The organism is Paraburkholderia sp. RAU6.4a (assembly GCF_050435625.1).
GTDB lineage: Bacteria > Pseudomonadota > Gammaproteobacteria > Burkholderiales > Burkholderiaceae > Paraburkholderia > Paraburkholderia tuberum.
Map to the genome: position 1 here is coordinate 148,770 of NZ_JBNDKQ010000001.1, position 23,626 is coordinate 172,395.

Genomic DNA, 23,626 nt, shown 5'->3' on the forward strand with positions numbered 1-23,626 from the left:
TTCTTCGTGCTGAATGCATGCACGCTCTGCTGCGCCGCAGTTGCCTGATGCTTCGAAAGCGTGCGATGCTTTCGGAGCCATTGATCCGGCCACCTCGTGTCGGACTCGCATGTCGCCGGGAGACGACCTCGAATGGCACGCGATGAGACCAGTGAAATGCCCACAACCTTGGAGGCATCATGAGCATTCAATCACTGTCTCGCAGCCGCAACGCATCAACCGCCCATCTCTTCCCCAGCTCAAGTAAGTACTTCGTGCCGCGGCGTTCGCCGATCACGCTCGGCGTCGCCTGCATCGCCTCGCTCGTCTTCTCGTCCGCGAGCTGTCTGGCCGATACCCAGGTGGGCGCCACGCTGCCGCCGGCGCCAGACATTCTGTACGGCGATCTGTTCGTCGCCGTGCAAACCGCGCAGATCTTCGCCGACCAGAAGACGTTCGTCGACGCAACGCCGAATGGCAATCCCGCCGCGATCGTCCAGCTATACGAAACGCAGAAGAACCAGCCCGGCTTTTCGCTGCAGAAATTCGTCAGCCAGTACTTCACGCCGCCGCCCGATCAGAGCATCACGCCGCCGCCGAACCAGAGTCTGCGCGAGCACATCGACTGGCTCTGGGACGGCCTCACGCGCACGACGACGAGCGCGCCCGACTACAGCTCGCTGATCCCGCTGCCCAAACCATACGTCGTGCCGGGCGGCCGCTTTCGCGAAGGCTACTACTGGGATACCTATTTCACGATGCTGGGGCTGCAGGAGTCCGGACGTGAAGATCTCGTCGACGATATGCTCGACAACTTCGCGTACATGATCGACACGTTCGGCCACATACCGAACGGCAATCGCACGTACTATCTGAGCCGCTCGCAGCCGCCGTTCTATTCGTATATGGTGGAGCTCGCGGCGCAAAAGGAAGGCAACAAGGTTTATCAGAAGTACCTGCCTGTGCTGCGCAAGGAGTACGCGTACTGGATGCAAGGCTCGTCCAGCACGCCGCCCGGCGGCGCTACGCACAATGTGGTCGTGCTCAACGATGGCACCGTGCTCAACCGCTACTGGGACGATCTGGACACGCCGCGCGACGAGTCGTACCTCGAGGACGTGCAGACCGCGCAGGCGAGCGGCCGGCCGGCCAACCAGGTCTACCGCGATCTGCGCGCGACCGCCGAAAGCGGCTGGGATTTCAGCTCACGCTGGTTCGGCGACAACCAGACGCTCGCAACGGTGCGCACGACATCGATCATCCCGGTCGATCTGAATAGCCTGTTGTTCCATCTGGAGACGACGATCGCGCGCGGCTGCTCGGAGACACGCGACTTCCGTTGCGTCGCGCAGTTCATCGGCTACGCGGCGCGGCGCGCGGAAGGCATCAACCGCTATCTGTGGAATCGCAACGGCTACTACGGCGACTACGACTGGCAACTCGGCAAGTCGCGCGACAACCAGACACCGGCGATGCTGTATCCGCTGATGGCCGGCGTGGCGTGGCCCGATCGCGCATGGAAGACCGCCCAGACCGTGCAGAATGTGCTGCTCAAGCAGGGCGGCCTCACGACGTCGACCTATAACACCACGCAGCAATGGGACGCGCCGAACGGCTGGGCGCCGTTGCACTGGATCGCGATTCAGGGCCTCAAGCGCTACGGACGCGCCGACCTCGCGCAACCGATCGGCACGCGCTTTCTCGCGGACGTCGAGAACGTCTACAACACGCAGCACAAGCTCGTCGAGAAGTACGTCGTGGAAGGCGCGGGCGAAGGCGGCGGCGGGGGTGGCGAGTATCCGCTGCAGGACGGCTTCGGGTGGACCAATGGCGTAACGTTGATGCTGCTCGATCTGTATGGCAATGGGCAGTGAGTCCCCGCGGCATCGTCAAGCGAGTGTCGTGCGGCTAGTCCCAATGGAAGCAGAATGATCTGGCTCGCCAATATTGTTCTCGTGCTGCACGCGCTGATCGTGGTGTTTATCGTCGGCGGACTATTCGCCATCTGGATCGCCCACGGTTTGGGACTCCCGTGGGCGCGCAATCGCACATTCCGGACGGTACATGTTCTCGCCATCGGTATCGTGGCGACCCTTGCGGTGCTCAATCTGCCGTGCCCGTTAACCGTTCTGGAGGATCGTCTGCGCACGGGAACGGTCGGTCCGCAAGGGTTCATACAGCGCTGGGTCAGCGCCTGGCTGTATTACGACTTTCCGGGCTGGGTGTTCGTAGTCGCCTATGTCGCGTTCTTGCTGGCAGTGATTGTTACGTGGTACCGAATTCGGCCACGAGCGTGACGGGCGTACCGCCGCCCCGCTCGCCGAAGCGATCGACGCCGCCCGGACGGAAATTCCCCAGCCTGCTCTTTTTTAATTCTATTGAGGACGCATTTTCACCGGTTAAATTTACCATTAAGTTAATTTATCAAACGCAATTAATTCCGACGACATAGCCACGAAAATCCGCAGTTCCTCGTCGCCATTCAATGCAATTCGGATAAATCCACCAGCGTTTTTCTGCCCCCCATGCAGCGGCGACCGCGCCAGCGCTCGATCTCAAAGCGCTACTCCCCCACAAGATCCGACTTTATTCTGAATCGCATAATTGCCGCTTGATCCTTGACAAGACCGCATTTCGCATCCTATTTTCACTCTTGCTGTAAGCATCGGAAAGATTCAATTTTAAATTTCTCTTGAAATGTCGAGATAAATCGACAGGGAATCCCTTTATCCATTCAATTAGTAATTTAAGAAAGTGAATGGAAATATTAATGAAAGTATTTTGAATTAATGCATTGCGAAAAGCTGTCCATGCAACCGCTGCGTGCCATCGAGTGCGGTGCGGGTTATTCGATCTCCAATGCGCGCGACCGGCGAAAAGCGGCCTTTGTGTAGCGGTATCACTCACCAGGGAACGAGATGAAACCAGACAGAAGGAGTACCGACGATGGTCGCGTCCGTCGTCATGGCCGGCTCGCCGCGCTAAGCGCGCTGACACTCGGAATCGTTATGCTCGCCGGATGCGGCGGCAGCGACGGAGGTTCGTCGGCGTCGACGGTACCAAGCGGCATGGCGCAGGTCGCCAATCAGGCGCAAGCGGCGTCGGCGCCGCAGACGCCATCCGCCAATCAGCCCTACACCGATCTCACCACCTATTCGACGAGTGCGACGTCCGGGATAGCCGCGTCGCTGGTCGCGGAGAAAGCGGCGATCATGCATTACCAATGGACGTCCGGCAGCACCACCGTCAATTACACGACGACCACCGGCCACCTGACCGCAATGGATCTGACGAGCGGCGCACCCGAAGCGACGATGTCCTACGTGGCCTACACGGCGCCCAGCACGAATGGCAAACCGCGCCCCGTTACGTTCGTCTATAACGGCGGGCCGGGTTCTTCGTCGATCTGGCTGCGTCTCGGATCGTTCGCGCCGACGCGCGTCGCGACCACCGATCCGCTGCTGAACGGCACCAGCTGGCCGAACTATCCGCTTGTGAACAACACCGAGAGCCTGATCGACACGACCGATCTCGTGTTCATCGATCCGCCGGGCACGGGCCTCTCCGAAGCGATCCTGCCGAACACGAACCAGACCTACTGGAGCACCGATGCGGACGCGAACATCATGCGCGACTTCATCATCCGCTACCTGACGGTCAATTCACGCAGCAGCTCGCCGATCTATCTGTACGGCGAATCGTACGGCACGCCTCGCACCGACATCCTCGCGCTCGCGCTCGAATCGGCCGGCGTGCAACTGACGGGGATCACGCTGCAGTCTTCGATCCTGAACTACTTCGCGGACGCGATCGAGGCGGTGGCAATCACGGGTTCGCCCGACCAGCTCGCGCTCGAAACCGATACATTGAGCGGCTACATGCCTGGCTATGCCGAGGTCGCGGCGTACTACAACCAGGTATCGCCAGCGCCAGTGAGTCAGGCGACCTACGCGCTTCGCAGCGAGGCGTTCGTGACCGCCAACTACAACCTGTTCAAGAATTATTCGCTGTACTGGACCTTGAGCCAGCTCGGCGCGCCCACCTACGCGGGACCGCCGAACTTCCCGCCGACGTGGCTGGAGAAGTTCTGGGACGCCGAATCCGGTCTCACGTTGCAGGCGATGCAGGGCTACTTCAACATCAATCCGTTCAACCTCACGCTGGTGCCTGGCTCGACGATAGGCCGCTACGATGGTCGCGTGTCGTTGCCCAACTCGGACTCGCGTCTGCAGAGCGACGGCGACCCGTCGGACATCCTGATCTCGCTGCCATTCACCAATGCATTGGCGACACAGATGCCGGATTACCTCGGCTACACGGCGCCGAACGCGGCGTACATGCCGCTGAACGACGCAATCATCGAGGTGTGGGATTTCTCGCACGGCGGCCAGCCGCTGCCCGACACGATCCCCGATCTGCTCGGCGCGCTAAAGCTGAATCCGCAACTGAAGGTGCTGGCGGAAAACGGCTTCCACGATCTCGCCACGCCGTTCTTCAATACCGAGAAGCAGCTCGCGCGGCTCAAGACGGTCCAGGGTCTCAACCCGAATCTGCAGGTCAACTTCTTCCAGGGCGGACATATGATTTATCTGGATGACGTGGCGCGCCCGCAGATGAAGGCGGATCTCGCGGCCTTCTATGGCGGCACGCCGATAGCGGGCGCGCTGACGCTCGCGACGCTGCCTCAGCCGTGGGCCGACGAAGCGTCAGCCGCTACGCCGACGAGCGAGGCGCTCGCCGCGGCCGCGCCCTGATCGATGGTGGTTTCGCTTCGCGCGAAACCCTCTGACTACTCTTTATGGCGAATGATCATGTCTTCAATCGATATCTTGCGACGCACTCTGGCGTTGATCGTCCTCGGTGTGATCGTCGGCAGTGCGCATGCGTTGCCGCCCCAGCCGGTGGCGCCCGTGACGCTACCCAACGGCGGACACGGCGTGGACGGTCCGTTCTTTCCTCATAACCGTGCCAACGCGGTCGCGCCGACCACCGGCTCGACGCTGCAGCAGCAGGCTCAGCAGCGTGTGGAGAGCAGACTGGGCGCGAAATCGGTGCTCAGCAACGGCTCGTCGATCACCAAGGCCCAGGCGCAAAGCAATGGGCTCGGCTATATCGCCAGGCATTTTGACGAGATCGATACCGCGCATTCGGGCCGTGTGACGTTGAACGACGTTCGGCAGTATCTGCAGCAGCATCAGCAGTGAGAGTGCGGTAGTCCAGTGGTCCGGGATGACGGCCGGCGCTGCGTCGCGATCGTGCGACGCAGCGCCGGCCGTATGCGGCTGCGCGCCGCGCCCGCGCGGCGGATCGCTCACGCTCACTTGCCCGTTGCCGCCTGGATCATCTTCCATCCATTGCCCGCCGGATCGCGAAAGCCCGCATCGACGCTGCCGAAACGATCCACCGGCTCCTGCGTGAATTCCACGCCGCGCGCCTTCAACTGCTCGTAGCTCGCGCGACAGTCGGCAACGGACAGCACCAATGGCGGCATCGCCCCCTTCGCGACCATCGCGCGCAGCGTTTGCGCGGTCGCTTCATCGTGGACCGGGGGCCCCGGCGCGAACAGTCCCAACTGGAAAGTCGGCTGTTCCGGGTGCTGGACCGTGAGCCAGCGGTAAGCGCCGTTGCGCACGTCGGTGTGGACGCGAAAGCCGAGTTTGTCGACGTAGAACGAAAGCGCCGCATCCTGATCGTCGACGTACAAACCGACCACATTGATACCCTGATTCATGACTCCTCCCTCGCTGGTTGAGGGTTCGACTGTATCGCTGGCCACGCGGCGGCGCTTCTCCAAAACTGCGATCGGCAGGTTCGGGCGTTTGCCCGGCCTTCGGCACGCTGGCGCGCCGGTTTCGGCGACGACCGCGCGAATCTCGTCCTCCGAGTAACCGAGCGCGCCGATCGGATCGGTCGGCCACGCGACGCCGCCGGAGGCCGCGAGACGCTAAAGCGCTTCGCAAAGGCAGCGGGGCATCGGTATCGCGGCGCTCGCGCGTCGAACGCGAGCGCTGCGTCCCTTCTGATCGTCGACGTGCGCGCCGACCACATCGATTCCCTCATTCACGACGTCTCGCTGGTAGGAGGCTCGGCAGTGTCGCCGACCACGCGGCGGCGCTTTTCCAGAACTGCGGTCGTCAGATCGGGGCGTTGCGCGGCCTTCAGCACGCAGGCGGGCACGCGATCGAGTTCAGCGGGATTGGCGCGTGCCTGCACGCGCATCTCGCTCGGGCTCAGGCCGGTAATGTCGCGAAAGACGCGGCCGAACGTGCCAAGGCTTTCCCAGCCGGTCGCGAACGCGATGTCGGTGATGCCGAGGTCGGTATCGCGCAGCAGTGTGGTGGCCTGCTCGATACGCCGCGTCAGCAGATAGCGGTGTGGCGGCACGCCGAAGGCCCGCTTGAACGAACGCGCGAAGTGCGCCTCCGACACGCCGCTGACTTCAGCCAGGCGCCGCACCGGCCAGGCTTCGTGCGAGGCCGCATCGATGCGGTCTTTCGCACGCAGCAGGCGACGCAGCAGCGCCGGGTCTTCGAGTGCTTCGGCGCCGCCCGAGACGGGGGTCGGCGGGACTGCAGGGTCGTGTGAGCCGGGCATATGTTCGCGTTAGAACCGATAGCCGATGCCCGGCCGCCGCCGCGCCAAGAACGATCGCGGCCATGAGGAGCGTCCAGGCAGGCTTTGTCATCGAGCGGCAGGCCTCGTGTTGATGGAACGACGCACAAGCTGCGGCCCCTGGACCTGACCGCAACCCGAGGCCATTGTTGCACGGCTTTGCGTGAACCTCGCGTCAAAGGCCGATCGAAAATTTTTCGATTTATTTAAAGGGATGGCAACGGTGCTGTGGACGATACCGCGAAGAACACCGACGCGTTCGACGGCTACCTGAAGAACGTCGTGTTCGCCTACAACTACATCAGCACCGGCTGACGACCGGCCAGACGTGGTCGGGTTCTTCGCAGTAAGCAGCAAGCGTTAAACGCTGATGGCAACAGCGTGCGGCGGCGGCAAGCCGCACGCGTCGAGATAGACGTGTTTCATTCGACGGCCCGCGCGGACTATTCCGCACGGGCCGTTTTCATTTCATGCGCCGGGTCGATCATATGTCCGCCATGGTGGGCGCTTCACGCGGTCTGTTCGGTCTTGCCGTAAGTGAGCCGGCCGTTTTTCGACAGCAGCACCGCCACCGGCCGCGTCATTTCGAACTCGGAGAAAATGATCGTCATGCTGGCGGTGATCGGCACCGCGAGAAAGGCGCCCGGCACGCCCCACAAAGCCGACCACACGGCCATGCTCGCGAGAATCGCGAACGGGCTCAGGTTCAGGGAGTTGCCCGTCAGATATGGATCGAGAATATTGCCGATCACGAAGTGAATCGCGGTCAGCGACACCAGCACGACCAGGATCGAATTCAGGTCGCCGAACTGCAGCACCGACATCAGCACCGGGAACACGATCGCGAGCACCGAGCCGATATAGGGCACGTAGTTCAGCAGCGCGGTCAGTATCGCCCACAGCCCGGCGAACTCGAGGCCGACGCTGCGCATCGCGAGCCAGCAGATCCCGCCTAGCAGCACGCCGAGGAACGTCTTCAGCGCGAGATAGGCGCCAATGCGCCGGTTGATGTCGGTGACCACGCCCCGGATGCGCGCCGCGTTGGTCGAATTGGCGGTCATGTTCGTCAGCTTGTCGCCGAACGTCCGGCGCTCGACCAGCAGAAAACTCGCATACAGCACGATCACGAACAGGTCGATGATCACCGACGACAGCGACGCCAGCATGCCGGTCACCATCGCCTGAATATTCAACTGTGTGAGCATGTTCCGCCGCAGCGATTCCCACGTCGGCTCGCTTTCGAGGTGCAGCAGCGTCGAAATCTTGTGGATCATCAGCAGGACCGAGTCCTGGTAGCGCGGCGCGAGCGCGACGAGCGCGTCGTAGTTCTCGACGAGCATGTCGACCGCGAAGAAGATCGCGGCGCCGATCAGGAACATCGAGAGTCCGTAGCGCAACTGGACCGGCAGCCGCGGGCCGATCACCGGAATGCGTTGCAGCAGCCGCGTGAAGTCGACCACCACGTATACCGCGATCGCGCCGAACACGATCGGCACGAAAACCGCGCGCCCGATATACAGCACCCAGCCCACAATCAGCAGCAGCACCACTACATATACGGACGCTTGCAATCTGTCGGTCATTGGTCAGTGCTCCATGAATCCGCGAACAGGTGCGCCAGAGAGTCACCCCAAGGTCACCCGAGGACGAAGGCGATGGCCGGGCACGCGCCCGCCGTGCGATCCCCTTACCAGCCGGTCGCGCGATGGACAGCACTGATCTTCGCACAGAACGATGACAGCTCACATAAAAAGCGCGCCAGATCGCTCCGCCGGCAAACTCCGGGCCGACACCTCGAAATGCGCCAGCAGAATGTCGCGAAACGTTGCGATGCGCCGGATTCGCTCGTGAAACCCATCTGCTACGCTGCCCTAATCGGTTTCAATCTCCTGACATGATCCGAAGCGAGCGCCTGCGTCACGCGGTGGCAGCGCACGGCCGAATCCATGCAGCGAAGCCGCGCTGCGCGTGCCCGTGCGATGTCCGCGCTATATCTGTGCGTGATGTCCGATTGCACGCATCCTCTCACCTCACGACATGGGAGTACGAGATGCTGCAACGGCTGGGGTCGCGATTCGTCGCAGTGGGTCTGATGTGGACATTGTCCGCTTGTGGCGGTGGTGGGGGCCGCAGCGGCGCCGACCCGGCCAGCACCGGCTCGAACGGCGCGGCTGGCGCGACCATGCCAGCATCGAGTCCCGCGCCCGCGTCGAGTCCGACACCGGCATCTAGCCCGACCCCCGCGTCGAGCCCGTCGAGCGCATCCGACGCGAGCGCCACGACACCGAAGCTCGCCGCCGCGACGCCGATCATCGACGGCACGACACTCGGCGCCGCCATCTGGCCCGCGGGCGTCACGGCTTCGGGCGGAACCGGTCAGCCCGTCAGCGGACTGAACTGCGGGTTGCGCAGTACCGCGTACACGTACGCGCATCTGTCGATCTACCAGAACGGGCAACTGCTGACGCTGCCACCCAACATCGGCATGGTCGAGCCGACCCTGACCACGCCGACTGGCTGCGCATATCCGGTGCACACGGTCGATTCGAGCGGCAAGATTCATATGGACGCGACGACCGGCGCGACCTATACGCTCGGCCAGTTCTTCTCGATCTGGGGCGAGACGCTGAGTGCGTCGAACGTGGCGGGTTTGACCGCCTCGCCAATCGCGATCTACGTGAACGACGGCGGCACGCTCACGCAATATACGGGCGACCCCGCGAGCCTCGTGCTGAAGCCGCACACCGAAATCACGGTCATGGTCGGCACGCCTGTCACACAAGTCCCCACCTACACCTGGACCGATCCGCCGCCGTTCGACCCGAACCCGATCACGCTCGTCTTCGGAGGCGTGGTCGGCTCGTCGTTCTGGCCGAACGGCACGACCGCGACGGGCGGCACCGGCACGCCGGTCGACGGCCTGACCTGCGCGCCGGACATGAGCGTGCTGTACCACGTGCACGCGCACCTAGCGATCATCAAGGACGGGCAGTGGCTCGCGTTGCCGATGAACGTCGGCATCCTGTCGCAATGCACGTATGAGATGCATACGCACGACAACACCGGCATCATCCATATCGAAGCGCCGAACCTCAAGACCTATACGCTCGGCGAGTTCTTCGATATCTGGGGCGAGCCGCTGACGAACACGAACGTCGCGGGCATCATGGGCGACGTGGTCGCGTATATCAACGACAACGGCGATTCGCGCCGCTATATGGGCGACTTGCGCAGTATCGAGCTGACGTCGTTGCGCGACATCACGCTGCAAATCGGTACGCCGCCGGTAAGCACGTTGGCGACGTATTCGTGGTACGAACCGCAGTGACGTCGGCCGGAGGCCGCGTCACTTCGCCATGGCGCGGCTTCAACGCGACGTACCCGAATGCCCGATACCGCCCGGCCCGCGCGGCACGATGCCCGCGACGGAGCGCGGCGCCGCGTTCGCGACCAGAATCATCGCCGCGCCGGCGAGACCGCTCGCCACGTGCTTCAACGCATGGCCGGCGATCACGTGATGCGTCAGCTCCCATATCTGCCAATCGAGGCTTTCGAAAATCTTCGCGACCCCGTAGAAGACGATCACGAGCGTCCATGCGATCACGCCGTCCACCTTGCGCGTGAGCGTCAGGCCGACGATCAGCATGAGCCCGCCGAACTGAAGAATCGCGTAAGGCCACAGGCTGTTGAACACGAGCCAGTAGCCGACGGTGGCGGGCGACACGACCACCATGATCAGCATCTGCGCCCAGCCGACGCGCTGTCCGCTCCACGACGTCCATAGCATGGCGAGGATGCCGGCGAACACGATGGTCATCGGCAGGCGGTCCCAGACGAGCGTCGCATCGTTCGGCGCCATGTGGTAGTAAGCCGAGCCGAGCGCGGTGAAGAGCAGCCCGAGCGCGGCGACGACCATGCCGGGAAATTGCGCCGGCTGGTTGGACGCATGGCGCCGGACCCAACGCAGACAGAGCACCCCGGCGATCAGAATGACGACGTTCGACAGCACGTCCGCAGCATGGTGCAGCGGCCCCAGCGAGCGTTGATCGGCGAAGTGGTGATACGAGGCCGGCTGCGCGAGCGGCCATATCATCTGCAGCGCGGTGCCCACCACGAAAAGCAGCACGCTAGCAAGCAGCAAGCGGGAGATCTTCACGTTGCTCGACTCCACAGTGGGCGAAACGCTCGAAGGCGCCGTGAACCGGACCCTTTATGACCCTTTGCGCTGACACGGAGCGGATCACGCTCGATTGCATGGAAACCATGCGGTCGATGCGCGGCCGGGTTGGCCCCCGTTCGAATTCGCGCAGCCTGCTCGTATCATCGGACAAAGCGCTTTGCGCAACAAGAGCGTCGGGCGGCGCACCGATGGGCATGCGCTCATAGTATTCTTCTCAACCAATGCAAGTTGCGTGCAAGCATGCGCGCGACACCGTCAGTACAGGCGGTCGAGCGAAGCTTTGTCGAGCAACGCCACGCGATGTTCCGATTCTGGAACCGGCCGGCTCGCGCGACCCAAACGAAGACCTGGACTCCATGCAAGCGCAGATCCACCACCCGTCGTTCCCGCACCGCCGATGGAGAGGCGCGCTGTGCGCGCTGCTGTGCGCAAGCCTGCTGGCCGGCTGCGCGCCGTTACCGTCGCTCGAGGGTCGCCAGGCGTCGCATGCGTTGTCGCCCGCGGTGGCGGCCACCACGGATCTCGGTCGCGCGGTCGCGCCCGAGCTGGCCGCGCACGCGGGGCTGGCGGGCATTTATCCGCTGGCGGATGCGCATGTCGCGTTTGCCGCGCGCATGGACCTGATCCGTTCCGCGCAACGCACGCTCGACATCCAGTACTACATCTGGCGCGACGATCTGACCGGCACGCTGCTGCTCGAACAGATCCACGAAGCGGCGGACCGGGGCGTGCGGGTGCGCCTGCTGCTTGACGATCTCGGCATCGCCTCCGCGCTCGACCCGACACTGGCGGCGCTCGACGCGCATCCGAACATCGAGGTGCGCCTGTTCAACCCGTTCGTCGTGCGCAGCCCGAAAATCCTCGGCTTCGTGACCGACTTTTCGCGCGCCAATCGGCGCATGCACAACAAGTCCCTGACCGCCGACGCCACCGCGACGATCCTCGGCGGCCGCAACATCGGCGACGAGTACTTCGATGCCACCGACGGCGTCGTCTTCGCCGACCTCGACGTACTCGCGGTCGGACCGGCCGCGACCGACGTCTCGCGCGATTTCGACCGCTACTGGGCAAGCGCGTCGGCGTATCCGGTCGGGAAGATCCTGCCGCACGAGAGCGTCGATGAGCTGGCCACGCTGGAGCGTAATGCGCAGGCGATCGAGCAGGATCCTGCCGCCGCTGAGTACAAGCAAGCGCTGCGCGGCCCGCGCGTCGTGCAGAACCTGCTCGACGACAAGCTGCCGCTCGACTGGGCCAAAACGAAGATGATCAGCGACGACCCCGCGAAAGGCCTGAACAACGCGCCGCCGGAAGCGCTGATTTCCCACCAGCTCCGCGAAGTGATGGGCCAGCCGACGAAGTCGCTCGACCTCGTCTCCCCGTACTTCGTGCCGGCAAACACGGGCACGCAGTATCTGAGCGGGCTCGCCGCCCAGGGCGTCGACGTGCGGGTGTTGACGAACGCGCTCGAAGCGACCGATGTCGTCGCCGTGCATTCGGGCTATATGAGGCGGCGCGTCGAGTTGCTGCAAAACGGCGTGCACCTGTATGAATTGCGGCGCGTGGCAGGCGCCACCTACAAGAAAGAACAGTCGCCGGGGCCGTTCGGCAGTTCCGGGTCGAGCTTGCATGCGAAGACTTTCATCGTGGACTCCCAGCGGGTCTTCGTCGGTTCGTTCAACTTCGATCCGCGCTCCGCGCATCTGAATACCGAGCTTGGACTCGTCATCGACAGCACCGAGCTCGCGACGCGGGTCGATCGCAAGTTTCTCGCGCTGCTGCCGAGCGTCGCGTACGCGGTGCATCTCGACAAAAACGGCAAGCTGTACTGGATCGAAACCAACGGCGACGTCGAAACCCGCCACGACACCGAACCGAATACGACGTGGTACGCACGGCTCGGTGTTTGGATGCTGTCGATTATGCCAATTGAGTCGCTGCTATAGCTCACAGTTCAGAATCGTCGCAAATCGCGATCTCGCACGGGATCGGGCGTGCGCTGCGTCTCGCGCAACACGCCGTTGGTGTCGAACGCGAAATTGAACAACATGTGGTGGATGTTGCTTTCGATATAACGGTATGACCAGACTTCGCGTTGCGAGAGCCGGAAGAACTGCGTTTGCACGGGGCGGCCGAAATTGATCAGCACATCGTCGCGCGTCCATTTGCCGATTTCCGCGCGATTGAATTCGCTCAACTGCAAGACCTGACGCACGTTCACGATCTTGCCTGAAGCGTCGATATCGGCGGCGACGGTGGTCGAGCCCATCGGCTGGGTCGGCCACATCAGTCGGCGGCCGCCCCCCGGCAGGTCATAGACTTCGCGCGGCGGACCCATGCGGGCGACGATCGCCGCTTGATCCTGACCCGCCTGGAATTGCTGCCACGGTTGCGCGCAAGCCGCGAGCATCATCGCCGTCGCGCACGTGAGCGCGACGCGGCGCAATGCCAGCGGCGCGCGCGCGGTTCGCGCGGCAGCGTTCCGAACGCGGGCGAGGCGGGTAAGCAAGGGTTCCTCCCGTTACGTTCGATCGCACGATCCCTCACCGCGCAAAAGCCGAGGCGACACGGGCTGCGCGCCCCGCTCGCCCATGGCTGCAGTCAGGTAACCGACGCTTACTGCACGAGCTTCGCGCGCAGACGCGAGTGCTCTTCCCCGGAAATCGAACCGGACGCTTTCAGCTTGTCGAGCTTCTCGATTTCGTCGGCGACACTGAAGCCCACCACATTGCGCAGATCTTCGCGCACCTGCTTGGCCCGCGCCTGATCGCGTTCCGCCATGCCGCGATGCTGCGTGAGCAGATACGCGAAGATGCCGATATACGGCAGGATGATGAGAAAAATCACCCACAGAACCTTGCCCCATCCGGACACGTCATGGCGGCGGAACAGGTCGCTCGACACCGTGATCAACAGCCAGAACCACAGGATAAAGATGAAGATGGAGAAAACGTCGGCCAGAAAATTCGGGAATGTGAAACCATCATTAAAGAAAAGCATTGTTGTTCTCCAGTCATTCCGGTTGCAATTGAACGGCTTAACGGATTTCGACCTATTGTTGCCCCGCTATGGATGACGCATACGATCAGCACGGCAGCGCCGAAAACCTACCATGACCGCATGTCGATTCGCACGCGCATTCATACTGTATGAAAGACATGCATGAGTTTCAATGGCTCGTTTAAAGCCGCAAACCCGCTGTTCGTCACGTCTTTCATTTGTGCTCCTCACTTCGGGCGCCGCAAATGCATGATGCGGATCTTTTTGTCTTTATAGCTTATCCCGCTCGTGTAACGCGAGCAATTTTTAAGGATTCCGTTCGATTGACGATTTCTGGTGGTGTGGCGATCATGCCGCGTGGCATTGAACATGCATATGTGAAAATGATGTCAAAAAACCAGCGCTTTTGCCCGGCAAAAAAAATGCCAAAAGAGACGTTTGCGAAGCATCCATGCAGCCCCTGACCGGCCGGCTATGCGCCTCGTCACGCCGCTGCACGATCAACGCGACTCGTCATTCGCGATGCAGGTCACCGAGTGCGAAGCCGACTACACTTGGCAGGACGACCGAACCACGAGCGCTTCAACAGGCGCCGCGGCCGGATCGCTCACCTCGATCGTCATATGCGTGAGCGCGCTTTTCGCTGCAAACGCATCGAGCCACTGCCGGGCGAGGCGCGGCAGCACGTGCTGTTCGATGAAGCCGATCAAAAGACGCGCACCAGTCTCCTGCACGAGGCAGCGCGCGACGATGTAGTCGACCACCTCCGCCGCATAACTCAGCGCGATGCGGTGGTTGTCCGCCATCCGCCGAACGACTCGATCGAGATGCAAACGCACGATCCGCGCGAGCGAATCCGAGCCCAGCGGACGATATGGCACCAGCGTCACGCGTCCGAGGAAGGCGGCCGGAAACGCCTTCAGCAATTCCGTCGAAAGCGCGGAACGCAGACCGTCAAAGTCCGGCGCAAGCATTTCGTCCGCGCATAGGCTCGCGCTCAGATCGGAGCCGACATTGCTGGTCATCAGGATGGTCGTATTGCGGAAATCGATATAGCGACCATCGCCGTCTTCCATGTAGCCCTTGTCCAGCACCTGGTAGAACATTTCGTGCACGTCGCCGTGCGCCTTTTCAATCTCGTCGAGCAACACGACCGAGTACGGACGTCGGCGCACCGCTTCGGTCAGCACGCCGCCATCGCCGTACCCGACGTAGCCAGGCGGCGCGCCCTTGAGTCCCGAGACCGTATGCGCCTCCTGGTACTCGCTCATGTTGATCGTGATGAGGTTCTGCTCGCCGCCATAGAGCGCCTCCGCCAATGCGAGCGCGGTTTCCGTCTTGCCGACGCCGGACGGCCCCGCGAGCAGGAAGACGCCGAGTGGCTTGCGCGGGTCCGCGAGCCCGGCGCGCGCCGTCTGCACGCGCTCGCCGATCTGCTGCAACGCGTCGTGCTGGCCGATCACGCGCGCCGCCAGCGTGGCGGGCAGCACCTGAACGGCGCTGACCTCATCGGTGATCATGCGTCCGACTGGAATACCGGTCCAGTCAGAGACGATGTCGGCGACGATCGCTTCGCCGACTTCCGGGAACACGAATGGCGTATCCGCCTGCAGGTTCGATAACGTCCGCTCCAGCTCGCGCAACGTCTCCAGCGCGGTCGCCGCGCGATCGCGCACTTCGGCCTCAGGCCCGGCTGCGGCGGCGCGCTCGCTTTCGACCTCGCGCGCGTGCGCCAGCGCCTTCGCCACATCGGACTGGGCCTGCCAGGCGTTTTCGACAACACGTTCCTCGAGCTCGAGCGTCGCGATGGTCGCCTTGACGTCGGCCAGCGCAGCCTCGCTGCCGAGCCCGATGCGCACCTCGTTACCGAGCAGCTCGGCTTCGACGCGCGCGGCTTGCAAGCGCTCGCGTATCCGCTGCAATTCGCGCGGCGGCGCATGCTGCGATAGCGCGACGCGCGCGCAGGCGGTGTCGAGCAGGCTGATCGCCTTGTCCGGCAACTGACGCGACGGGATGTAGCGATGCGACAGTGTCACGGCTGCGCGAATCGCTTCGTCGAGAACCACGACGCCATGATGGCTCGCGAGCGTGCGCGCGAGTCCGCGGACCATATCGATCGCGGACGGCTCCTCGGGCTCGGCGATCTGCAGCACCTGAAAGCGCCGCGTGAGCGCCGGGTCTTTCTCGATGTGCCGCTTGTACTCGGCCCACGTCGTCGCGCCGATCGTGCGCAACGTGCCGCGGGCGAGCGCCGGTTTCAGCAGGTTCGCCGCGTCGCCGGTGCCGGCCTGGCCGCCGGCGCCGACCAGCGTGTGAATCTCATCGACGAACAGCACGACCGGCGCCGACGACTTCGCCGCCTCCTCGAGTACCGACTTCAGCCTGGCCTCGAACTCGCCCTTCATGCTCGCGCCGGCAAGCAGCGCACCGACGTCGAGGCTCAACAGCCGCACGTCGGCAAGTTTCGGCGGGACTTCGCCGGCCGCGATCGCGCGCGCGAGGCCTTCGACCACCGCCGTCTTGCCAACCCCGGCGTCGCCGGTCAGCAACGGATTGTTCTGACGCCGGCGCAACAGCACGTCGATCATCGTGCGAATCTCGACTTCGCGCCCAACCACCGGATCGATTTCACCGGCGCGCGCGCGTGCGGTCAGATCCGCGCAAAACTGCGCGAGTGCCGCGCCCTTCACCGATGCAGCGAGCGCACCGGACGCCTCGCCCGGCACCGCCGACGAAAAGTCACTCTGGTCGTACGGGGTGTCCTCCGCTTCGGGGGAGCCGGCAATCCACGCCGGCAACGCATCGTGAAGGCCGTCGACGGCAATCTTGCCGAACTCCGGCGAAATGGCCAGCAGCAAGCGCCGCAACTCAGGCGTCTCGACAAGCGCCGCCATCAGCCATGCGCCGCGGATCCGACCGTCGCCGAATGCCAGCGTCGCGACCACCCACGCGCGCTCGATTGCCGTCTCGACGTGATGCGAAAAATCCGTGAGCGCGCTCGCGCCGGACGGCAGCGCGGCAAGCGCGGTCTGCAGGTCCCGCTCGAGCAGTTCGCGGCTGATGCCACAGTGTCTGACGATGCGGTGCAGGTCGCTATCGGACTGCGCGAGCAACTGGTGCAGCCAGTGCGCGAGCTCAATATACGGGTTGCCGCGCAGCTTGGAAAACGCCGTTGCGGATTCGATGCTCCTGAAGAGCGTTGCGCCGAGCTTGCCGAACAACGCGTGGCGTGAAATGGACATGATGACGTTGCAGGTAAAAGGTAAAGATGTTTGTAGCGGAAAGGCGTGGCCTCGCGTCGGCATCCCGCGCTCCGCGGAGCAGGTATCCGAAAAAGCGCGCCGGCCAGCCAGACTGATCGAGCGACAAAGGATAGCCGGTCGATCGCTGCGTGTATTTGGGCCGTCGCCCATATTCCACTCGAGGAGCGCGAAGTAGCATTCATATCTTCCACGCGCCAACCCACATTTTCAGTTGGTGATCCTTTTATTTCTGCGGCGAGAGAGTTTTTACAAATGCGCGCTTTCCAGGCAAATCTCATTCGCCGTTGCATACGGGTCAGGCCATGACTGGATATCACACACGCTGGGACCATTCGCCCTTCGAAGCAAGCGCGCTCAGGACCTTCGCACGAACGATCCAGTCTTTCCGGCTCGCTCCAACCGTTTCGCGAATCGATCTGTCGGAAATGAGTGAGGCAAGCCAGCGGGCCTTCGTAGGCGAGAACAGTCACGTCGGCGTGGAGGGTTCGCCTCGCGCTAGGCCGAGCGCGCATACCGACCTTCAGCCTATGCCCGATTTATTACGGAACCCGCCTCTCGAGATAGCGAATGCGTCTGGAGACTTTGTCCAGGCACCACCGTCGAGCGTGAATTCTGCCGCGGACCGGGTCGAGCCCGTGCTCATGAAGCCGGACGACTTCAGCGACCTGATCGCACTCGCCGACGAGGACGATAACGATCTGCTGCAGTTGCGGCGCGAACCGAATCCAGCGGAACCCGGCGCACACGACGGCATGGCAAAGCTTCTGGCAGCCGACATCGACGCAGCGGACCCGCTCGCCGCGCTCACGCTGGAATATCGTCACGCGCTGTTGAGCCAGGAGAGCGGCAACGCGCACGAGCCCAAGGCGTCGGCCGAAGATCACGGCGGGTCGATCATCGGCTCACCTCACGACCCGTTCGCCGAGCTTGTCGATCCGTCGCGTGCTGAAGCGTCGGTGTTCGACCTGCTGACGAAGGGGAAGAACATCGACACCCTGCTCGATAGCCTTGACTCGTTCAGTGCCGAGCAGATTTTCGAGTCGGACGAAACGCACGAGATCCTCGCGCTGCTCGCGCCGCGCGGAATTCCCGCGCACCGTGCGAGCAGAACCGCGCAGCTTGCGCGCGAAGAACATCACATGATCAGTATGGACAGCCACATCGCCATGCCTGAATCGATCGAATACGAAGAGCCTGAATTTTCAGATGAAAATAACCGCTGACCTGCCCAAGTCGGACACGCCAACACTTCGCAGCCTGCTCGACGCGCAGACTTACTGCGAACTCAAGGAGCAAACCATCGACAACGTGCGCAAGCATCCGTCGAACGTGCGCGAACGCTGGCTGTTGTTCGAGCTGTTGTGCCTCGACGGTGAATGGAAACGCGCGTTACAACAGCTGCAAACCTGGGCCACGCTAGAGCCGGAAGGCACATCGCGCGCCCAGATGTATCGCGGGCTGATTCGCAGCGAGATGTTCCGCGCCGAGGTGTTCGCGGGTCAGCGCGCGCCGGGCGAGATCGATCCGCTGCCCGAGTGGGTGAAATCGCTGCTGCAAGCCAACGTCAAGCTGGGCGAGGGCAACCTCGCCGCCGCCGACGAACTGCGCGGCGCCGCGTTGAACGCCGCGCCGGCCACGCGCGGCGACAGCACGCAGATCGGCGCATTCGAGTGGCTGACCGATAGCGATAGCCGGCTGGGCCCCGTGTGTGAGCTGACCGTAGCGGGCGGGTATCGCTGGGTGCCGTTCGACTCGATGAAATCGCTGACACTCGGTCCGGTCACCGCGCTGGCCGACCTCGTCTGGCGCTCGGCCGTCGTGGGCCTACGCGACGCGACTATCCTGCGCGGCTACCTGCCGGTGCGCTATCCCGGCTCGGAAAGTGGTCCCGCCGCCACCCGGCTCTCGCGCGAAACAACCTGGAAAGACGTAGGGGAAACCGGCGTGATCGCGCTCGGCCAGAAAACCTGGAGCACCGACAAGGGCGACGTCGGCCTGCTCGACATCGGCGAATGCCGGTTCAATCACGACGAGCACGTATGACCACCTCCGACGCGCGACACCGGCAAGCCTACATGCCGTCGCTGATCGACCGCCTGCTCGACGATGCGCCCGCGCGGCGCAGCGAGCGGCCGGAGGCCTATGCGCCCAATAGCGAAGGCATGCGCCGCATCATCCAGCGTGATCTCGGCCTGCTGCTCAACACCACGAACCTGGACGACGAAATGGACATCGCGCGCTACCCCATGCTAGCCGCGTCGGTCGTCAATTACGGCATTCCCGCGTTGTCCGGCAGCTACCTCACCAGTCGCAACTGGGAAACCGTCGAGAAGACGGTCCGCAACGCGATCGTTCGCTTCGAGCCGCGGCTGATTCCGGAGTCGCTGCGCATCCGGCCGCTCAATAGCAAGAACCCGGTACGCTACAACCAGCTCGAGTTCGAGATTCATGGCCTCATGCGCTGGTCGCCCTATCCACTGGAATTTCGCATCCAGAGTGCATTCGACATCGAAATGAATCACGTCACGTTCGAGCTGGGCTCCGGCAAGGGAAGTTGACATGGACCCACGATTTCTCGACTACTACAGCCGCGAACTGACCTACATGCGGGAAATGGCCGGCGAGTTCGCCGCCCAGCACCCAAAAATCGCGCGCCGCCTTGGCATGGAGGGCATCGACGTTGCCGACCCCTACGTGGAGCGGCTCATCGAGGCGTTTTGCTTCATGTCGGCGCGCACGCAGATCAAACTCGACGCCGAATTTCCGCGCTTTACGCAGCGCCTGCTCGAAGTGGTCTATCCGAACTATGTCGCGCCGACGCCGTCGATCGCCGTCGCGCAGTTGCGTCCGAGCCTGCGCGAAGGCGATTTCACGAGAGGGCTGAAGGTGCCCCGGCAAAGCATGCTGCGCTCGGCGATCCCGCCCGGCGAGCAAACCGCGTGCGAATTCCGCAGCAGCCAGGACGTCACGCTATGGCCTATCGAGATCGCTGAAGCCCGGCTCAGCGCCGTGCCGCCGGATATCCCCGACACCGATCGCCATCTGTTGCCGCACCTGCAATTGCGCGGCGCGTTACGGCTGCGCCTGCGCACAACAGGCGAAGTGAAGTTCAACCAGATGACAGACTTCGACCGGCTGCCCATTTACATCGGTGGCGACGAACGTATCGCTTCGCATCTGTTCGAGCTGATCCACGCCGGTAGCGTCGCCTCCGTCGTGCGCGCGTATGGCGCGTCGAGAGACGAAGGGCACGTGGTCGCGAAAACACCGGTCGAATTTGAAGGTCTGCAAGCGCAACAGGGTCTGCTGCCGCTCACGTGGAATACGTTTCACGGCCACAACCTGCTTCAGGAATACTTCGCATGCCGCCAGCGCTTCTATTTCTTTGCGCTGACGCAGCTCGCGGCGGGTCTCGCGCGCGTGGACAGCAAGGAGGCCGAGGTCGTGCTGCTGCTCGACCGCCTGCCGGAAGAGCTGGCCGCGCACGTCGACGCAGCGCGTTTCCTGCTGTTCTGTACGCCGGTCATCAACCTGTTTCGCAAGCGCACCGACCGCGTCGAAATCAATCGCGCGCAAACCGATTTTCATCTGCTCGCCGACCGCACCCGGCCGCTCGACTACGAGATTTTTTCGGTGTCGCGCGTATTCGGTCAGCGCGCGCAAACATCGCTCGAAGTCGAGTTCAATCCGCTTTATCAGACGCTGCATAGCGACGTGGGCAACCATGGCCGCTATTTTTCGGTGCGCCGTGAGCAGCGCGCGCTGTCGGCCAATGCACGCAAGTACGGCACCCGTACGCCGTATATCGGGACCGAGGTCTACGTGTCGCTCGTCGATCAGGCGGAGGCGCCGTACGCTGACGACATCCGCTACCTGTCGGTCGAAGCGTGGGTCACGAACCGTGACCTGCCGCGCCTGATCCCGCGTAACGGCAAAACCGACCTCACGATGTCGGACTCCGTGCCGATCGAGGGCGTGCGCCTCGTGCATGCACCGAGCGCGCCGCGCGCGCCGTACGCGAGCGGTGAAACGGCGTGGCGTCTGATCAGGCAGCTGAGCTTCAACTATATGCCGCTCGCCGAACTCGACCACGGCGACGGCGGCCAGGCGCTGCGCAACATGCTCGGCCTCTTCATCGCCCCAGGCGAGCGCGAACAGGCACGGCAGATCGAGGCACTCGTCGGCGCACGCACTGAACCGGTGGTCCGGCGTCTGCCGGGCGACGGACTACTCGTGTATGGGCGTGGCGTGCGCTGCGAACTGACGGTCGACGAAACCGGCTTCTCAGGCATCAGCCCGTATCTGCTCGGGCTCGTGCTCGAGCATTACCTCGCGCGCCACGTCTCGATCAACGTGTTCACCGAAACCGAACTTCGTTCGATGCAACGTGGCCTGATCACCCAATGGCGGCCACGCATGGGCGGACGCGGAGCGGTATGAGCATGGATGGGGCAATGGCGAGCGCCGTCGCGCCAACGCGATCTTCGCTCGATCCGCAATCGCTCGACGCGTGGTTCGATCCGGACACGCCGTGGCAGTCCGGCTTCCTGAGCCTGCTGCGGGCTATCGCCGCGCGCGACCCGCTGATGCCGTTGCCGGGCACCGCGAGTCTGCCGCAAGAAGAGCCGTTCCGGATCGGTCAGCAACCCACTCTGGCGTTTGCGCCACGCGAAATCGCGTCGCTCGGCATGCGAGACGGTCGCCTCGACGTGCGGCTGTTCGGGCTCGGCCTGTGGGGGCCGCAGGGGCCGCTGCCGCTGCATATGACGGAGCTGGCTCACAGTCGTGTGGAAAGCCACCAGGATCATGCGCTCGTCGGGCTGGTCGATCTGTTCCATCACCGCGCGCTGTCGCAGTTTTATCGCGCGTGGGCATCGGGGCAAGCCACCGCGTCGCTCGACCGTGCCGGCGACGAAACGTTTTCGTTCTACGTCGCCAGTCTGATCGGCGTCGACCCGGCCGAGGCGGAGCAGTCCTGTCTGCCCACGCACTCGCGCTACAGCGCGGCGGCGCACCTCGTGCGCGAGGCGCGGACTCCGCACGGCATCGCGGCGACGCTCTCGCATTACTTCGGTGTTCCGATGACGATCGAAGAATTCGTGCCGCACTGGATCCATCTGTGCGCATCGGAACATACGAGGCTCGGGGTGCCGGGGCCCGCGGCGATCATCGGTGAATGCGCCCAACTCGGCGAGGCAATTCCCGACCGGCAACACAAGTTCCGGCTCGTCGTGGGTCCGCTCGACCTCGATCAGTATTTGCGCCTCACGCCGCACGGCGAGGACTTGCCGACGTTCGTCGAATGGGTGCGAGCGTTCGTCGGCCACGAATACGCGTGGGAGGTCAAGCTGCTCGTCAACCCCCGCGCGGCGCCACCCGCCTGCATCGGCACGTCGCAGAGACTCGGCTACTCGACGTGGCTCGGTGATTCCCTCGACGACCTGCCGGTCGTCGGCATGGTTTTCGAACCTGAACAGTACAACGACCGACCCCGGAGTTCCCTCGCATGAACGCCAACGCTCCCGCCGTCGTGCTGCGCTACGCCGATCTGCTCGAACCGGTCTCCGCACACGCGCCTTGCGGTCCCGATCTCGAATACGATCCGGCCTTCGTGATGCTGCAGGCGGCCGCGGCCCCACGCGCCGAAGCGCAGTACGGCGACTTCGTCGACGTGCCGCCAACGGCCAATTGGGCCGACATTGAACGCGACTGCCGCGCGCTGCTGCTGCGGACAAAAGACATTCGCCTCGCGGTGATCCTGCTGCGTTGCCGAACCCGGCTCGACGGCGCGGCTGGCCTGCGCGACGGACTGGCATTGCTGATGGCGATGCTCGAATGCTATGGCGAAGCGCTCCACCCGCTGCCCGTGTTCGAAGGCGAGCGAGACCCGGCGATGTTCGCCAACGCGATCGGCGGACTCGTCGAACCGGATGGCACGCTGGCCGATGCGCGCGACATCCCGATGCCGAGGGCCGCGGGGCTTCAACTGCATTTGCGCGATATCGAAAAATCATTCGCGACGCCACGCCAGAAGGACGCGCTCGCCCCTGAATCCGTCGCCCGGTTGCTCAAGGAATTGTGGGGCCGACGCGACGCGGCAATGGCCGCACTAGTCGAAGCGCAGTGTCTGACGCAGCGCATTGCCGCATGGTGCGATGAGATGCTCGACGCCGACGCGCCCGATCTCGGTGCGTTGTCCCGAGCGCTGGAGCCATTCGCGCAGCATCGGGTGGGCGGCGGCGGGTCCGCGCCAGCGCCCGCCCGAGCCGTCAACGAGCAGGACAACAAGCAGGACAACGACAGCGTGCGCGGATCGGCCTCGGCGATCGTGGCTACGGCGACGCTACCGCAGTCCGACGCGCCCGCTGATCTGCCAATCACTGCGCCTTCTCCAATGGATCGCTGGAGCGCGCTCGCAGCCATTCAGGAAACACGCATGTGGTTCGAGCAAAACGAACCGAGCAGTCCTGTCATTGTTTTGCTGCGCCAATCGGAACGAATGGTGGGCAAACGGTTTTCAGAACTCGCCCATATCATTCCCGCCGATTTACTCGCTAAATGGGACGTAGCCGACAGTTGAGGCGATGTGCGCGCA

Annotated in this window: 20 protein-coding genes; 13 read left to right on the forward strand and 7 right to left on the reverse strand. The window is 63.4% G+C overall.

What is annotated here, in order from left to right; translation table 11 throughout:
* Window positions 1–179: 179 nt before the first annotated feature.
* From treA to OKW40_RS00740, 4 genes are all read left to right on the forward strand, one after another.
* Window positions 180–1,853 carry an alpha,alpha-trehalase TreA gene (gene treA, locus OKW40_RS00725; protein WP_429355179.1) on the forward strand — a complete coding sequence of 558 codons (1,674 nt, stop codon included), beginning with the start codon at window positions 180–182 and terminating at the stop codon, window positions 1,851–1,853.
* A 54-nt stretch (window positions 1,854–1,907) separates the two neighbouring features.
* Window positions 1,908–2,276 (forward strand): DUF2784 domain-containing protein, encoded by a 369-nt coding sequence (locus OKW40_RS00730; protein ID WP_429487662.1) that lies wholly within the window; start codon window positions 1,908–1,910, stop codon window positions 2,274–2,276.
* Between the two features lie 621 nt (window positions 2,277–2,897).
* Window positions 2,898–4,733, forward strand: coding sequence for a S10 family serine carboxypeptidase-like protein (locus OKW40_RS00735; RefSeq protein WP_429487663.1), 1,836 nt, complete (start codon window positions 2,898–2,900; stop codon window positions 4,731–4,733).
* 51 nt (window positions 4,734–4,784) lie between these two features.
* Window positions 4,785–5,183, forward strand: a complete 399-nt coding sequence (locus OKW40_RS00740; RefSeq protein ID WP_184061791.1) for a 2-oxoglutarate dehydrogenase — start codon at window positions 4,785–4,787, stop codon at window positions 5,181–5,183.
* A gap of 113 nt (window positions 5,184–5,296) precedes the next feature.
* On the opposite strand, the gene OKW40_RS00745 is transcribed toward OKW40_RS00740, so the two are convergent.
* The 3 genes from OKW40_RS00745 to OKW40_RS00755 form a co-directional block, all read right to left on the reverse strand.
* Entirely contained in the window at window positions 5,297–5,710 is a 414-nt protein-coding gene (locus OKW40_RS00745; RefSeq protein ID WP_090810736.1) for a VOC family protein, read from the reverse strand.
* 329 nt (window positions 5,711–6,039) lie between these two features.
* A complete protein-coding gene (locus OKW40_RS00750) occupies window positions 6,040–6,573 on the reverse strand; it encodes a helix-turn-helix transcriptional regulator (protein WP_429487665.1) in 534 nt (177 codons plus the stop codon).
* A 527-nt stretch (window positions 6,574–7,100) separates the two neighbouring features.
* Complete coding sequence (locus OKW40_RS00755) at window positions 7,101–8,174, reverse strand: AI-2E family transporter (protein ID WP_184061789.1); 1,074 nt, start codon at window positions 8,172–8,174, stop codon at window positions 7,101–7,103.
* Between the two features lie 467 nt (window positions 8,175–8,641).
* Here OKW40_RS00755 and OKW40_RS00760 point away from each other — a divergent pair, with 467 nt between their 5' ends.
* Window positions 8,642–9,919: a hypothetical protein gene (locus OKW40_RS00760; RefSeq protein WP_429487666.1), complete on the forward strand. Its 1,278-nt coding sequence runs from the start codon at window positions 8,642–8,644 to the stop codon at window positions 9,917–9,919.
* Between the two features lie 39 nt (window positions 9,920–9,958).
* Here OKW40_RS00760 and OKW40_RS00765 read toward each other — a convergent pair whose 3' ends face one another.
* Complete coding sequence (locus OKW40_RS00765) at window positions 9,959–10,747, reverse strand: hypothetical protein (RefSeq protein ID WP_429487668.1); 789 nt, start codon at window positions 10,745–10,747, stop codon at window positions 9,959–9,961.
* A 380-nt stretch (window positions 10,748–11,127) separates the two neighbouring features.
* On the opposite strand from OKW40_RS00765, the gene OKW40_RS00770 reads away from it, so the two are divergent.
* Window positions 11,128–12,714 (forward strand): phospholipase D family protein, encoded by a 1,587-nt coding sequence (locus tag OKW40_RS00770; protein WP_184061786.1) that lies wholly within the window; start codon window positions 11,128–11,130, stop codon window positions 12,712–12,714.
* An 8-nt stretch (window positions 12,715–12,722) separates the two neighbouring features.
* Here the strand turns inward: OKW40_RS00770 and OKW40_RS00775 are convergent, their stop codons facing one another.
* Together OKW40_RS00775 and OKW40_RS00780 are read right to left on the reverse strand one after the other, a co-directional pair.
* Window positions 12,723–13,277, reverse strand: a complete 555-nt coding sequence (locus tag OKW40_RS00775; RefSeq protein ID WP_429487669.1) for a hypothetical protein — start codon at window positions 13,275–13,277, stop codon at window positions 12,723–12,725.
* A 107-nt stretch (window positions 13,278–13,384) separates the two neighbouring features.
* Window positions 13,385–13,768, reverse strand: coding sequence for an SHOCT domain-containing protein (locus OKW40_RS00780; protein WP_184045085.1), 384 nt, complete (start codon window positions 13,766–13,768; stop codon window positions 13,385–13,387).
* Window positions 13,769–14,013: 245 nt separating this feature from the next.
* On the opposite strand from OKW40_RS00780, the gene OKW40_RS00785 reads away from it, so the two are divergent.
* A complete protein-coding gene (locus OKW40_RS00785; RefSeq protein ID WP_429355170.1) occupies window positions 14,014–14,232 on the forward strand; it encodes a hypothetical protein in 219 nt (72 codons plus the stop codon).
* A gap of 84 nt (window positions 14,233–14,316) precedes the next feature.
* On the opposite strand, the gene tssH is transcribed toward OKW40_RS00785, so the two are convergent.
* The gene (tssH, locus tag OKW40_RS00790; protein ID WP_429487672.1) at window positions 14,317–17,010 is read right to left on the reverse strand and encodes a type VI secretion system ATPase TssH; all 2,694 of its coding nucleotides are present in this window, start codon (window positions 17,008–17,010) and stop codon (window positions 14,317–14,319) included.
* A gap of 662 nt (window positions 17,011–17,672) precedes the next feature.
* Here tssH and OKW40_RS00795 point away from each other — a divergent pair.
* Genes OKW40_RS00795 through OKW40_RS00820 form a run of 6 tightly spaced genes read left to right on the forward strand, consistent with a single transcriptional unit; the run spans window position 17,673 to window position 23,611 of the window.
* Window positions 17,673–18,254: a TagK domain-containing protein gene (locus OKW40_RS00795; protein ID WP_429487674.1), complete on the forward strand. Its 582-nt coding sequence runs from the start codon at window positions 17,673–17,675 to the stop codon at window positions 18,252–18,254.
* Window positions 18,238–19,074, forward strand: coding sequence for a type VI secretion system accessory protein TagJ (locus OKW40_RS00800; RefSeq protein ID WP_429487676.1), 837 nt, complete (start codon window positions 18,238–18,240; stop codon window positions 19,072–19,074). Before OKW40_RS00795 ends, OKW40_RS00800 begins: the two co-directional genes overlap by 17 nt.
* Window positions 19,071–19,589, forward strand: a complete 519-nt coding sequence (gene tssE / locus OKW40_RS00805; RefSeq protein ID WP_187612303.1) for a type VI secretion system baseplate subunit TssE — start codon at window positions 19,071–19,073, stop codon at window positions 19,587–19,589. Before OKW40_RS00800 ends, tssE begins: the two co-directional genes overlap by 4 nt.
* A 1-nt stretch (window position 19,590) precedes the next feature.
* Window positions 19,591–21,471: a type VI secretion system baseplate subunit TssF gene (gene tssF / locus OKW40_RS00810; protein WP_090810718.1), complete on the forward strand. Its 1,881-nt coding sequence runs from the start codon at window positions 19,591–19,593 to the stop codon at window positions 21,469–21,471.
* Window positions 21,472–21,473: 2 nt separating this feature from the next.
* Window positions 21,474–22,541, forward strand: a complete 1,068-nt coding sequence (gene tssG, locus OKW40_RS00815) for a type VI secretion system baseplate subunit TssG (protein ID WP_090811834.1) — start codon at window positions 21,474–21,476, stop codon at window positions 22,539–22,541.
* Window positions 22,538–23,611, forward strand: coding sequence for an ImpA family type VI secretion system protein (locus OKW40_RS00820; RefSeq protein WP_429487678.1), 1,074 nt, complete (start codon window positions 22,538–22,540; stop codon window positions 23,609–23,611). Before tssG ends, OKW40_RS00820 begins: the two co-directional genes overlap by 4 nt.
* The last annotated feature ends 15 nt before the right edge of the window (window positions 23,612–23,626 follow it).